This window comes from Bacillus sp. USDA818B3_A (assembly GCF_009928415.1).
Taxonomy (GTDB): Bacteria; Bacillota; Bacilli; order Bacillales; family Cytobacillaceae; genus Neobacillus.
In genome coordinates this window covers 241,191-254,780 of the sequence record NZ_JAABNN010000004.1, presented here as the reverse complement: position 1 = coordinate 254,780, position 13,590 = coordinate 241,191, and the positions used below count along the sequence as shown (strand labels likewise).

Sequence of the window (13,590 nt, the reverse complement as noted above, 5' to 3'; positions counted from 1 at the left end):
TTACATATAAGTTAATAATCGGGCAGGAGTTCGGTGCCACTATGAGAAATAGATAGGACAGGCAATTTTTACTTGAGGAGGATTCGGATGAATCGAAAATGGATTGCCCTGTTAATGACAGGCTCATTGCTGACAGGAGCAGGGGGCACTTACGCAGGAATGACTTATTTAAATAAAACCGAAGCAGCATCCAAACTGGAACAAGCAGTCAGTCCCATGCAAGCAGCAGAAAACTCTGAGACAAATACGGACAGCCTTGTAAAGGTAGAACAGGCCTATGATCTGATTTTAAGCCGGTATGTGGAAAAGGTAGATCAGGATCAATTGGTCGAAGGAGCAATCCAAGGAATGCTGTCTGTTTTAAAAGATCCGTATTCGGTTTATATGGACAAGGAGACGGCCAAACAATTCACCCAAACCTTGGAGTCGTCCTTCGAAGGAATCGGGGCGGAGGTAGGGATGGTTGATGGGAAAATTGTCATTGTTTCCCCATTTAAAAATTCTCCAGCTGAAAAAGCAGGCATCAAACCGAACGACCAAATTTTAAAAGTGAATGGAAAAAGTGTCGAGGGCCTTGATCTCAATAAGGCAACCCTTAAAATTCGCGGAAAAAAAGGAACGACCGTTAAATTAGAGATAGCTAGAAAAGGGTTAAAGGAAACGCTGACCATTCCAGTCAAGCGTGACGAAATTCCACTCGAGACGGTTCATACCTCCATTAAAAAACAGGATGGCAAAAAAATTGGCTATATGGAGATTACCTCCTTCTCCGAAGATACAGCAGCAGATTTTAAGAAAGATTTAAAGGCATTGGAAAATGACAATATTAAAGGATTAATTTTAGATGTTCGCGGAAACCCTGGCGGTTTCTTAGAAAGTGTTGGGGAAATTTTAAAAGAATTTGTCCCTAAGGATCAGCCATATGTACAAATTGAACAGCGTAATGGCAAAAAACAGCGTTTCTTCTCAACACTATCAGAGAAAAAAGAGTATCCTGTCCTTGTTCTGGTCAATAAAGGCAGTGCTTCAGCATCAGAAATTCTAGCTGGAGCCTTAAAAGAGGCCGATGGGTATAAGGTTGTGGGGGAAACCACGTTTGGCAAGGGGACCGTCCAGCAGGCGATTCCAATGGGGGATGGAAGTAATATTAAGCTGACATTAGCCAAGTGGCTGACACCAGATGGAAATTGGATTCATAGAAAAGGAATTAAACCGGATGTGGCCATCAATCAGCCGGCCATCTTTGATACCCATCCGATTCAAATCGAGGAGCCGCTGAAAGAGGATATGAATAACGAGCAAGTCAAAAATGCGCAGGAAATTTTAGATGGATTGGGTTTTGAACCCGGACGGACAGATGGGTATTTTAGCGATGAGACGAAAGTAGCCGTGAAGGGCTTCCAGCAGGAGTATAATCTTGTGGCAACTGGAAAAATTGATGAAAAGACAGCAGGTAAGTTAGAAGAGGCAGCTGTGAAGGAAATGAAAAAGGAAAAAAATGATTTACAGTTAAAAATGGCTTTGAAATTAATCACAAAATAAATCCGACAGGGGCTTTTAGCCTCTGTATTTTTTTTGTAGAAAACTGTTTTTTTATTGAAAATTTCCACGGAAATAGGAGAAGTACTTGCTGGAAATGCGATAAATTTACAAAAGCCGGCAGGATTTGGCGAAGTCCCAGCAAAATCTTTGATTTATTTTATTTTCTAAAAAGTAGCAATTTGTTTTATGTTGCTAATTTGGTAAAATAAAGTTTAAGAGAATTTTTTTCATACATTACTAGAATTTTAATAGGGCAGGTGGCAGGAAATGGCAGAGACATGGCTTGTGGAATTTCTAAAAGGGACAGGCAGGTTCTTTCTTCATCCTGTTTTATACTATCTCGTTTTCCTTGCAGGTGTATTAGGTGTTATGAGGGTAAAACGTGAGCGGAAAAATTTCCATATACGGGCTGAGGATGCCTATTTTGAACTTCGACAGTTATTTCCGTTGGGGACCATCATTGGGCTCATCCTATCTATTATTATTGTTGCAGCAGGGATTGCTTTACCATTTGCATCCATTCTTATTATCGCCGGTTTCACGCTAATCTGGTCGCTGACTACGAATATACGGTGGATGTCACCGGCATATACGATTGGGGCGGCATTTTTTGCAATTATTATAATTGCTCAAAATAACTGGTCCATACCGTTCGTTACATCTATTGATGCAGGTGTTTATCCATCCTTGATCGTCGTTCTCGGGTTATTGTTAGTTGCTGAAGGTATTTTGATTTTTAAAAATGGCAGCAGGGGCTCTTCTCCTAAACTAGCAAGAAGTAAGCGCGGGCAAGCAGTTGGGGTTCACGAGGTGAAACGGCTTTGGATGGTGCCGTTGTTCTTGCTGTTCCCTGGAGACGCTCTTGATCTCCCTTTTGATTGGTGGCCCATTTTCCATTTGGGGGCGAAAGAGTATTCGTTCATTTTTGTTCCGTTTGCGATTGGTTTCCATCAACAGATTAAAGGCACGCTTCCCAAGGAGGCGATTCAGCTCCATGGCCGTCGGGTCGTCGTCCTTGGTGTGCTCATTACATTGCTTTCGGCTGCAGGCTATTGGTATCCGTTAATGGCCATCGTTGTTGCTGCCGTGGCTGTGGTTGGACGTGAGCTGTTAGCTTTGTTTGCTTATATGAAAGATGACAGTATGGCGTCGTACTTTTCTAAGAAGAATAATGGTCTGATGATTATCGGAATTATCCCGGAATCGCCAGGGAACAGGATGGGGCTTCAGGTGGGAGAGATTATTTCGAAGGTCAATGGGGTATCGGTCGTTGATGAACATACTTTCTATGAGGCACTGCAAAAAAATCGTGCCCATTGTAAGTTAGAAGTGTTCGACACGAAAGGTGAAATCCGCTTTGTACAACGGGCTCTTTATGAGGGGGACCATCATGAGTTGGGGGTTCTGTTTGTTCAGGATGAACGGAAGTTTGATGATCTGAAATATGTGGATTAGTTTTAAATGAAGAAAGGCTCGCGAATCTCAGATTCCGAGCCTTTTTTGTATGCATTGTGAGTTAGTTAAACAATGCTATTATCTATGACAGTGTTGTTTTATTTTACAGAAAGATATAATTTTATGGTATAGATGCGGGTAATTAGTGAATGAGTTGAGTAGAAATATCTTAAAGTTCATAATAATATTAGTGAATTATTGGTTATTTTTTGATAATATATTTGTTAAATATATTATTATATATCTAGGGGGTAGGAATGTTTTGATTAAGGAAAAGCGTATTAATAAAATTCATGACTATGTGATTGAACAACAACATGCCTCATTAGATGAATTGGTTTCGGTCTTTAATGTATCAAAAAATACAATCAGGCGTGATGTTCAAATGCTGGTGGAACGCGGGGAACTAAAAAAGGTTTATGGCGGAGTATCTGCTGCTACCCATAGAAAACTTGAGTCACTTCAAGAGAGAAAAACACGTAACCAGGAACAGAAAACATCCATTGTAAAAAAGGCAGCCAGTTTTGTGACCGATGGTGATATTATCTTCATCGATTCAGGGACAACAACGATTGAAATGTTTGAATATATTAAGGAGAAGCACCTGACCATTTTTACTAACAGCATGGAATTTATTGTTCGTGCTCTTCCCTATGAACATTTGAATGTGATTTCTATTGGAGGGGTACTTGATCGTCAAACCGATTCGTTTGGCAACCCGCTCAATCTGGACTTACTAAGTGATTACAATATTAAGAAAGCGTTTATGGCATCAACTGGGATCTCAATTTCCATCGGAGTAACAAATGCTTCTCCGCTTGAAAGTAAATTAAAAAAGCTAATTGTTAAAAAAAGTGCAGAGGTCTATCTATTGGTTGACCACGATAAATTTGATCAATATGGAATGATGACCTATTGCGGGTTAGATGAAATTGATTACCTGATTACTGATAGGAGTCCAAAAACAAGTTATCTAGAATTTGCTAAAAAACATACTATCCGGCTTGTAATAGCTACCTAATAATAGAAAATGATTATCTTTTTGAGGAAATAAATAAAAATATTTCATTCTTTTTATAAAAATATAATGAAGTTCTGGTTATTTGTTGGTACTATGGAGTTAGAATAGATATGATGTAAGCGATAACAAATAATAGGGTGAAATGAAATGATTAAGGAAAAACGCATTAAAAAAATATATGATTATGTGATTGAACATCAATCCGCCTCATTAGATGAATTAGTAGAAGTTTTTGATGTATCTAAAAATACAATTAGACGGGATGTTCAAGAGTTGGTCGATCGGGGAGATCTCAAAAAAGTTTATGGCGGGGTATCCTCTGTTCATAAAAAACTTGAATCGTTTAAAGATAGACAAATACGTAATCAAGAGCAAAAAGTTTTAATTTCAGAGATAGCATCTAGCTATGTAGAAGATGGAGATTTTATCTTTATCGATTCAGGCACCACTACGATTGAAATGTTTGGCTTTCTAAAGGAAAAAAACCTGACCGTTTTCACGAATAGTATTGACTTCATTGTTCGTGCTCTTCCATATGAAAATCTAAATGTCATTTCTGTAGGGGGAATGCTGGAACGTAAAACCAATTCGTTTGTGAATCCAAGAAATATGGAGTTATTTAAAGATTACAATATAAAGAAGGCCTTTATGGCCTCAACTGGTATCTCGTTGGTTAACGGGGTAACGAATGCATCACCCTTGGAAAGTGAATTAAAGAAGACAATTGTTAACCGAAGTTCTGAAGTCTATTTATTGGCAGACCACGATAAATTCGATAAATATGGATTAATGACCTATTGCGGTTTACATGAGATTGATTTTTTAATTACGGATCAACTGCCGGATGACTCTTACCAAGAATACGCTAAGAATAACCAAATCCAGCTTGTTATTGCTGAATAGCAGTTTCTTGAAAAATTCCCTTCTAATTGGCTAATCCCATTTAGGAAGGGTTTTTTGTTTAAAATAATAAAAATATATTGATTATTGGCACTGTTAGTATTAATATGTTCTTATAGATAACCAAAAGTTAACCAACACATTATAAAAAGTTGATTTCTGGTATTAATTAAATTGAAAGCGCTATGGCCTACAAAAGAAAGGGGAAATTAGAATGCGTTTAGCATACGATCCGTCACATTATCGTGACAATACGAATCTAAAAGAAACAATTGATGCAGTTGCTAGATTAGGATATGAATGGGTAGAGTTATCTCCACGTAAAGATTTTATTTGGTTTTATGAATATCCAAAGGTTGATAGGCAATTGATAAAGGATTTAAAAAGATATTGTTCCGACGCTGGTGTTCGAATCTCTTCTGTCCTTCCAGTTCAGCAATGGTCTTCGCCAGATGAACAAGAACGCCAAGCTGCCGTAAGAAATTGGAAACGCTGTATTGAAATCACTTCTGATTTAGGCGTAGATTTAATGAACAGTGAATTCGCTGGTGACAAGAGCCGTCCAGTGGAAAGTGAAGCTGCTTTTGTAAAGTCCATGGAAGAGCTAATGCCTATTTTTGAAAGAGAAGGGATTCATTTAAATCTACAATCCCATCCAAACGATTTTATTGAGTTAAACACAGAAGCCATCCGGATGATCCGTGCATTCGATAAAGATTGGATTAAACTGGTTTACTCTGTGGCACATGCTTTCTTTTATGATGATGGGATCGGCGATGTAGCTCAACACTTAGAGGAAGCGGGAGATTTACTTGCCCATGTGTTAATTGCTGACACACTTAATCATAAAGCGGCCTTCGGATTAAGATATATTATTAATCCTCCTAATGCAAACGTAACAATCCACCAGCATTTGAATCCGGGTGAAGGGGAAATAAACTTTGATGCCCTGTATCGAAAATTAAGAGAAATGAAGTTTGATGGAATTGTAACGAATTCAGTATTTGCTTATCCTGATAAACCAGAATGGTCCAATGAAGTTACGTTGAAATCCATTAGAGAAGGTCTGCATATTTAATAGTCTATTTATATTAGAAGTCTATTCTCGATCGTTGAGAAGAGACTTTTTTTCTTATACTATGGACGAAAGTGGTTGACGGAATCTCTAGAATTTATTATGATTTAATCATAATATAACCAAAACTTAATCAATAGTTGATATTTAGTTGCTGGTTAGAATGAAAGCAATGGGAGGAGATTAGATGCCGTTAGTTAGATTTGATTTAATAGAGGGACGAGGTAAGGATGCTATAAAACAATTATTGGATGCCGCGCACCGAGCTGTTGTAGAAGCCTTTGGCGTACCAGAACGGGATCGTTACCAAATTGTCAATCAGCACCCTGCCCATGAATTAATCATTGAAGATACTGGTTTAGGATTTGAAAGAAGCCGGAATCTAGTTATTGTCAGTGTAACAAGTACTCAAAGAAGTGACAAACAAAAGAAGGAATTTTATAAACTCTTAGTAAAAGAGCTGGTAGAATCCTGTGATATGGAGCCAAATGACATCATGGTTTCAATCGTTACAAATGGGGCATCTGACTGGAGCTTTGGTTTTGGAGAAGCACAGTTTTTAACTGGAAAGTTGTAATCATAAGTGCAGTCTATTAATAGTTAGTTTTTATCTAAAAAGTAATAAAAAACTGTTGACTGAAAGCGGTTTTAGTATTAATATGTAATCAAAGATAACCAAAAGATAACCAACAAGTGATAAACAAATGAATAAGTTTATTAGTTTCCTATACTGATAGATGGTCTTTTTAACACTTGTACCAAAATACAATAAAGTTATGATTAAAGGAGGAAGAAAAAAATGTCTAACGTAATCGTAAAAGTTGAAACTCTAAAAAATTACATAAATGGTGAATGGGTCGAAAGTAAAACGACACAGTTTGAAGATATCTACGATCCAGCTAAAAAGGAAATTATTGCAAAGGTGCCACTTTCAACAAAAGAAGAGCTGGATTATGCAGTTGAAGTCGCAGCAAAAGCATTCGAAAGCTGGAAAAAGGTACCTGTGACAAAACGTACGAAAGTCCTGTTTAATTTTCAGCAATTATTAGAAAAGAATAAACAAGAATTGGCTCGTATTATCACGATCGAAAACGGCAAAAACCTTACTGAAGCACTTGGTGAGGTAGGGCGTGGAATTGAGAATGTGGAATTTGCATCAGGTGCTCCTACATTGATGATGGGAGATTCACTTTCAACGATTGCAACAGATGTGGAAGTCACCAATTTCCGTTATCCAATCGGGGTTGTTGGCGGAATTACACCATTCAACTTCCCAATGATGGTACCATGCTGGATGTTCCCAACCGCCATTGCCGTTGGAAATACATTCGTTCTTAAACCATCTGAAAGAACACCATTATTAGCTAATAGATTAGCAGAACTATTAGAAGAAGCTGGTCTTCCTAAAGGCGTATTTAATGTGGTTCATGGTGCACATGATGTAGTAAACGGATTGTTAGACCACCCAGAAGTAAAAGCTATTTCATTCGTAGGTTCAAAGCCAGTTGGAGAATATGTTTATAAGCGCGGAAGCCAAAACCTAAAACGTGTTCAAGCCTTAACAGGTGCTAAAAACCACTCCATCGTATTAAATGATGCAGATTTAGAACTTGCCACCACAAACGTCATTGCTTCAGCGTTTGGTTCAGCCGGCGAGCGCTGCATGGCTTGCGCTGTTGTAACCGTAGAAGAAGGAATTGCTGATGAGTTTCTTGAGAAATTAGTTGAGAAAGCAAAAGCAGTCAAAATCGGACATGGCCTTGATGAGGGTGTATTCTTAGGACCAGTTATTCGCGAACAAAATCAGCAGCGTACATTAGGCTATATTCAAACAGGTATTGATGAAGGTGCTAAACTAGTATGTGATGGCCGTGAAAATGCCCCTGAAGAAGGATATTTTGTCGGACCAACTATTTTCGATGATGTGACAACTGATATGACCATCTGGAAAGATGAAATTTTCGCACCAGTCCTTTCAATTGTTCGTGTGAAACATCTAAAAGAAGCGGTTGAAACCGCCAATAAATCAGAGTTTGCAAACGGAGCATGTATCTATACTTCAAATGCATCTTCGATTCGTTACTTCCGTGAGAATATTGATGCAGGAATGCTTGGTATTAACTTAGGTGTTCCAGCACCAATCGCTTTCTTCCCATTCTCTGGATGGAAATCTTCCTTCTTTGGAACATTACCTGCGAACGGAAAAGACGGTGTAGAATTCTATACACATAAAAAAGTGGTTACGGCTAATTATAAAACACCATCATTCGAATAAGGATCAGCACCATAAAAAGGCTATTATCCTGTCTTTCACAGTCAGGATAATAGCGATTACATAGATAGGAGAGGATTACACGTGAGTAAATTGCTCCGAAAACCCAAACAAAACGAAACGTCACCAGGAGTTACCATCGTTCAGGAAGTAACTAGTGAAAACTCCCCGTTAGAATATGTTGGTTTCAAAGTAGTCGATTTAGCCCCGGGCGCTAAGTATACAGAAGACTTAAGCAAAGTGGAATGCTGCATCGTTGCATTAACAGGGAAAATAAATGTGTCGGCTGGAGAAGAAGTTTTTGAAAATATTGGCACAAGGGAAAGCGTTTTCGAAAAGAAACCGACTGACAGTGTGTATGTTTCCAATGACCGTTCTTTTGAGGTGGAGGGTGTTACACAAGCTCGTGTGGCTCTTTGTTATTCACCATCTAATAAGCAGCTGCCTACAAAATTAATAAAGGCAGAAGAGAATGGAATTGAAAATAGAGGAAAATACAGCAATAAGCGTTTAGTTCATAATATCCTGCCAGATTCCAATCCATCTGCTAATAGTTTACTAGTTGTAGAAGTATTCACAGAAAGCGGAAACTGGTCAAGCTATCCTCCGCATAAACATGATCAGGATAACTTGCCAGAGGAATCATTTTTAGAAGAAAGCTACTACCATGAAATGAACCCGCAGCAAGGATTTGTATTCCAGCGTGTCTATACAGATGACCGTTCCATCGATGAAACGATGGCAGTTGAGCATGGTGATGTTGTATTAGTACCGGCCGGCTATCATCCCGTTGGTGTACCCGATGGGTATGAGTCCTATTATTTAAATGTAATGGCAGGCCCGACACGTATTTGGAAGTTTTACAACGAACCAGCCCATGAATGGATTTTAAACCGTAAATAAAGGAGTGGCTTTTAATCATGAAAATTCAATTTCATTCTGATAGAGAGTTTGATCTTATTGCGATTGGCCGTGCTTGCATGGACTTGAACGCAGTGGAATATAATCGTCCAATGGAAGAAACGATGACATTTAAAAAGTATGTAGGCGGTTCACCAGCAAATATCGCCATCGGTTCATCAAAGCTTGGTTTAAAAGCAGGATTTATTGGGAAACTTGCCGATGATCAGCATGGCCGGTTTATTGAGCAATATATGAGCGGTGTGGGTGTGGATACATCCAACATGATGGTGGATCAAGAAGGTCATAAGACAGGCTTGGCTTTTACAGAGATTAAGAGTCCGGAAGAATGCAGCATTCTAATGTATCGTGATGAAGTAGCGGATCTCTATTTACAGCCATCAGAAGTAGATGAAAATTATATTAAAAAGGCGAAGGTTCTGCTAGTTTCAGGTACCGCTCTTGCCAAAAGTCCTTCCCGTGAAGCGGTTTTAAAAGCGATTCAACTGGCAAAGAAAAATGACGTAAAGGTAGTCTTTGAATTGGACTATCGCGGATATACATGGACATCGCTTGAAGAAACATCTGTTTATTATACATTAGTGGCTCAGCAGGCCGATGTTGTCGTAGGAACACGTGATGAATTTGATGTCATGGAAAATGTAAAGGAAGGCAGCAACGCAGCAACCATCGAACAGCTGTTTAAGCATTCCCCAGAATTAGTTGTGATCAAACATGGGGTAGAAGGTTCCTATGCCTATGCAAAGTCAGGAGAAACATTCAGAGGCCGCGCATACTTAACAAAGGTATTAAAAACGTTTGGCGCAGGGGACTCCTACGCATCTGCCTTCTTATACGCGTTAATTACAGGCAAGGATATTGAAACAGCTCTAAAATTCGGCAGTGCTTCTGCGGCAATTGTGGTAAGTAAGCACAGCTCATCAGAAGCGATGCCTACAGTGGCTGAAATTGAACAATTGATTGAAGAAAGAACAGAGAAAGCAGAACAATTAAGCTAGGGGTGTAAATAGCCATGGGGAAAATTCGATTAACAACGGGTCAAGCTTTAATTAAATTTATCAAACAACAATATATCCATGTGGATGGCCGGGAATTTCCTTTTGTGGAAGGAGTCTTCGCTGTATTTGGACATGGAAATGTACTTGGGATAGGTCAGGCACTTGAGCAGGAACAGGGATCTCTGAAAGTCATCCAAGGTAAGAATGAACAAGGCATGGCTCTTGCCGCAATGGCTTACAGCAAACAAATGCTGCGTCAAAAAATTTACGCGGTAAGCACCTCTGTCGGACCAGGTTCAGCGAACTTGGTAACGGCTGCAGCAACGGCTCTTGCCAATAATATTCCAATGTTATTAATACCAGGAGATACGTTTGCTACCCGCCAGCCTGATCCGGTATTACAGCAGGTTGAACAAGAATATAGCGCGGCTGTCACAACCAATGATGCATTAAAGCCGGTTTCAAGATACTGGGATCGTGTAACCCGCCCAGAACAGCTGATGTCCAGTTTAATTCGTGCGTTTGAAGTGATGACTGACCCAGGAAAAGCGGGCCCTGCTACGATTTGTATTTCCCAGGATGTAGAAGGGGAAGCGTACGATTATGATGAAAAATTCTTTGAAAAGCGTGTCCATTATTTAGATCGCAAAGCACCAGTTGAACGTGAACTAAATGGAGCGGCAGAATTAATCAAAGCTAGCAAAAAACCAGTCATCTTAGTGGGCGGCGGAGCGAAATATTCGCAAGCTCGTGAAATCTTAATGGCGCTTTCAGAGAAGCATAATATTCCATTAGTAGAGACACAAGCTGGTAAATCCACTGTTGAGTCTGATTTTAAGAATAACTTAGGCGGTATGGGGATTACAGGTACATTAGCGGCCAATAAAGCGGCCCGCCAAGCCGACTTAATCATTGGTATCGGTACCCGATACACGGATTTTGCCACTTCTTCAAAAACGGCTTTTAACTTTGAAACAGCTAAGTTCTTAAACATCAATGTCAGCCGACTGCAGGCTTATAAATTGGATGCTTTCCAAGTGGTAGCAGATGCCAAAACCACATTGGAGCAATTAGCACCATTATTAGACGGATATGAAAGTGAATTCGGCCCGATCATTTCTGAACTGAGGGAAGAATGGACTGCGGAGCGCAGCCGCTTGAGCCAAGTAACCTTTAACCGTGAAAATTTCCAGCCGGAAGTAAAAAATAATTTTACTCAAGAAGTACTAAATGAGTATGCTGATGCGCTTAACACGGAGCTTGCGCAGACAACGGCATTATTAGCGGTTAATGATACGGTTGCTCCAGATAGCATCATTATTACTTCAGCAGGATCATTGCCAGGAGATGTACAGCGGATTTGGAATCCAATGGTAACGAATACGTATAACGTTGAGTACGGCTATTCCTGCATGGGGTATGAAGTATCGGGTGCATTAGGAGCCAAATTGGCAGCACCAAATCAAGAAGTCTATTCGCTAGTGGGCGATGGCAGTTTCTTGTTGATGCACTCTGAATTCATTACTGCAATCCAATACAATCAAAAGGTTAATATCGTCCTATTTGATAACTCAGGATGGGGCTGTATCAACAATTTACAAATGGAGAATGGAAGCGACAGTTTCCATACGGAATTTAGAACACACGACAATAAAATATTAACGATCGATTATGCAAAAGTAGCTGAAGGCTATGGTGCTAAGACTTATCGTGTGAATACAGTTGAACAGCTGAAAGAAGCTTTAGAAGATGCCAAACAGCAAGAGGGATCTACACTAATCGATATCAAAGTTCTTCCAAAAACAATGACGGACGGCTATGACAGCTGGTGGAATGTTGGGGTTGCGGAAGTATCTCATAAAGAAAGCATTCAAAAGGCGTATGAAGCAAGAAAACAAAAATTAGAAACTGCAAGACAATATTAAATAATAAGGGTTGGATCAAATTCTCTGGAATTTGATCCGCCTTAATAAGTTTGAAAATTCAGATAAGAGGGGTGAGATAGAAATGATCGCAACATCAAGATTAGTTCCGATGAAAGAAATGCTTGAGAAAGCGAAAAAAGAAAAATATGCAGTCGGGCAATTTAATATCAACAGCTTTCAATGGGCAGAAGCGATGCTGGAAGCGGCTGAGGAGGAACGGTCTCCTATCATTGTAGCCTCATCCGATCGATTAGTAGATTATTTAGGCGGATTTAAGACGATTGCTATGATGGTAAATAGAATTGTAGAGGAAAAGAAGATTACCGTACCTGTTGCCCTTCATCTTGATCATGGGAAAAGTGTGGAACGATGTAAGGAAGCCATTGATGCCGGATATACTTCGGTAATGATTGACGGTTCGCATTATTCTATTGAAGAAAACATTGCCATGACAAAGCAAGTGACGGACTATGCCCGGGTTCATGGGGTGACTGTCGAAGCGGAAGTTGGAACCGTGGGCGGTAATGAAGACGGTCTTATCGGCGGCATTAATTATGCAGATCCACAGGAATGTTTACGGCTTGTCCAAGAAACAGAAATTGATGCACTGGCAGCGGCTCTTGGCTCTGTACATGGTCCTTACCTAGGAGAACCCAAATTAGGGTTTGCTGAAATGAAGGAGATTTCAGAATTAACAAATCTGCCGCTTGTCTTACATGGCGGTTCAGGCATCCCATTACACCAAATCCATCAAGCGATTGAATTGGGTCATGCCAAAATTAATGTGAATACAGAATGCTTGCAGGCATGGACGAGAGCTGTCCGAAATGTACTAGAGAACGATAGAGAAGTGTATGACGCCCGGGCGATCCTTACACCAGGTAAGGAAGCTGTGAAAGAAACAGTCAGAGAGAAGATTAGAGAGTTTAAATCAAGCAATAAAGCATAAATCAACCGGGCGCTGCTTGTAACGGGTTCGGTTAACTATCACAAACAATAAAAAATGACTATCAAAATGTATGTTAATTTGATAGTCATTTTTTATTGGGATATGGCCATTCCTATCGAAAAAATACTGGGGGTCTCTTGTCTACCCAGCTGGACTAGTTTGGAAGCGTTCGGTCGTCAATAGGGTCTCTTGTCTACCCAGCTGGAGCAGTTAGGAAGCGTTCGGTCGTCAATAGGGTCTCTTGTCTACCCAGCTGGACCAGTATGGAAGCATTCGGTCGTCAATAGGGTCTCTTGTCTACCCAGCTGGAGCAGTTTGGAAGCGTTCGGTAGACAATAGGGTCTCTTGTCTACCCAGTTGAACCAGTTTGAAAGCGTTCGGTAGACAATAGGGTCTCTTGTCTACTCAGTTGAACCAGTTTGAAAGCGTTCGGTAGACAATAGGGTCTCTTGTCTACCCATCTGGACTAGTTTGAAAGCGTTCGGTAGACAATAGGGTCTCTTGTCTACCCAGTTGAACCAGTTTGAAAGCG

The 13,590-nt window shown here is 39.9% G+C and carries 11 protein-coding genes; all 11 read left to right on the top strand.

What is annotated here, in order from left to right:
- Window positions 1–87: 87 nt before the first annotated feature.
- On the top strand, window positions 88–1,542 hold the full coding sequence (locus GXK58_RS10985; RefSeq protein WP_160722663.1) for a S41 family peptidase: 1,455 nt from the start codon (window positions 88–90) through the stop codon (window positions 1,540–1,542).
- A gap of 267 nt (window positions 1,543–1,809) precedes the next feature.
- Window positions 1,810–2,997 (top strand): PDZ domain-containing protein, encoded by a 1,188-nt coding sequence (locus GXK58_RS10980; protein WP_160722661.1) that lies wholly within the window; start codon window positions 1,810–1,812, stop codon window positions 2,995–2,997.
- A gap of 262 nt (window positions 2,998–3,259) precedes the next feature.
- Window positions 3,260–4,018: a DeoR/GlpR family DNA-binding transcription regulator gene (locus tag GXK58_RS10975; protein WP_160722659.1), complete on the top strand. Its 759-nt coding sequence runs from the start codon at window positions 3,260–3,262 to the stop codon at window positions 4,016–4,018.
- A gap of 147 nt (window positions 4,019–4,165) precedes the next feature.
- A complete protein-coding gene (locus tag GXK58_RS10970) occupies window positions 4,166–4,921 on the top strand; it encodes a DeoR/GlpR family DNA-binding transcription regulator (RefSeq protein WP_160722657.1) in 756 nt (251 codons plus the stop codon).
- Window positions 4,922–5,132: 211 nt separating this feature from the next.
- Complete coding sequence (locus GXK58_RS10965) at window positions 5,133–5,996, top strand: sugar phosphate isomerase/epimerase family protein (RefSeq protein ID WP_160722655.1); 864 nt, start codon at window positions 5,133–5,135, stop codon at window positions 5,994–5,996.
- A 184-nt stretch (window positions 5,997–6,180) separates the two neighbouring features.
- Window positions 6,181–6,570 (top strand): tautomerase family protein, encoded by a 390-nt coding sequence (locus tag GXK58_RS10960; RefSeq protein ID WP_160722653.1) that lies wholly within the window; start codon window positions 6,181–6,183, stop codon window positions 6,568–6,570.
- Window positions 6,571–6,792: 222 nt separating this feature from the next.
- On the top strand, window positions 6,793–8,268 hold the full coding sequence (locus GXK58_RS10955) for a CoA-acylating methylmalonate-semialdehyde dehydrogenase (RefSeq protein WP_442862469.1): 1,476 nt from the start codon (window positions 6,793–6,795) through the stop codon (window positions 8,266–8,268).
- An 81-nt stretch (window positions 8,269–8,349) separates the two neighbouring features.
- Window positions 8,350–9,168, top strand: coding sequence for a 5-deoxy-glucuronate isomerase (gene iolB, locus GXK58_RS10950; protein WP_160722651.1), 819 nt, complete (start codon window positions 8,350–8,352; stop codon window positions 9,166–9,168).
- Window positions 9,169–9,185: 17 nt separating this feature from the next.
- A complete protein-coding gene (gene iolC / locus GXK58_RS10945; RefSeq protein WP_160722649.1) occupies window positions 9,186–10,184 on the top strand; it encodes a 5-dehydro-2-deoxygluconokinase in 999 nt (332 codons plus the stop codon).
- Window positions 10,185–10,198: 14 nt separating this feature from the next.
- Window positions 10,199–12,109 (top strand): 3D-(3,5/4)-trihydroxycyclohexane-1,2-dione acylhydrolase (decyclizing), encoded by a 1,911-nt coding sequence (gene iolD / locus GXK58_RS10940; RefSeq protein ID WP_160722647.1) that lies wholly within the window; start codon window positions 10,199–10,201, stop codon window positions 12,107–12,109.
- Window positions 12,110–12,191: 82 nt separating this feature from the next.
- The gene (fba, locus tag GXK58_RS10935; protein ID WP_160722645.1) at window positions 12,192–13,058 is read left to right on the top strand and encodes a class II fructose-1,6-bisphosphate aldolase; all 867 of its coding nucleotides are present in this window, start codon (window positions 12,192–12,194) and stop codon (window positions 13,056–13,058) included.
- Window positions 13,059–13,590 lie beyond the last annotated feature (532 nt).